Source organism: Carboxylicivirga litoralis, assembly GCF_025499605.1.
Lineage (GTDB): Bacteria > Bacteroidota > Bacteroidia > Bacteroidales > Marinilabiliaceae > Carboxylicivirga > Carboxylicivirga litoralis.
This window is the reverse complement of the sequence record NZ_JAFMVC010000115.1, coordinates 1-686: the sequence shown is the minus strand read 5'-3', so window position 1 is coordinate 686 and position 686 is coordinate 1. Positions and strand designations below refer to the sequence as shown.

General features: G+C 31.6%; 1 protein-coding gene. It reads right to left on the bottom strand.

Annotated features, from left to right (window positions below):
- Window positions 1–139: 139 nt before the first annotated feature.
- Entirely contained in the window at window positions 140–535 is a 396-nt protein-coding gene (locus tag J1N10_RS20990; RefSeq protein ID WP_262328683.1) for a hypothetical protein, read from the bottom strand.
- Between the last annotated feature and the right edge of the window lie 151 nt (window positions 536–686).

Sequence of the window (686 nt, the reverse complement as noted above, 5' to 3'; positions counted from 1 at the left end):
TAACGTCTTGCCGCATGAAGTGTGCCGCTGCGTATGGTATATTCGCTTTCTTAATTTCGCCTTTGCTCGCGCGGGAGCAAAACCTCCAAACCTTGACTCAGCAAGGCATTCTTTATTGCGGTTTGTTAGGCAATGTTTTTTATTCTTTTTTTCGCGTTAACATATATGTCAACATATAGTCTGGAGACATCATACGAATTAAATTGAACTTATCTTTGTTGTGTACACCAACCCTATACTTTTTTCCATCCAGGTAAATAGCACCTTTGATTATATACTTTCCTGATTTTCCTGAATCAAGTTTATATGCCCCATTTTTAAATTCAATTGCTTTATCTGTCTTTTGAATTATTTCAGAATTTGTGTTTTTATTATTTCCACCATCAGGGTTATCGAACGTTACTACTGTTCCTCTAAATTCGATATTCCAAGTCCCTTCAATTATATCTTTAAGTTCAATTTTATTTGATTGTCCAAAAGTGTTTATAGTGACTAATAGGATGAAACTAATTATAGTCCAATGTTTTATTTTCATTTCTTTTGATTCTATGTCAGATTATTAATAGCTTGTTTAGTATTGATAAAATGTCTTACTATGTGAATTTAAACTATAGCATTTCAATTTCTTATAATTTAAACTTGTTGAAATGAAATTGTCTTGGGTTTTAAGTGAATATTGCCTAACG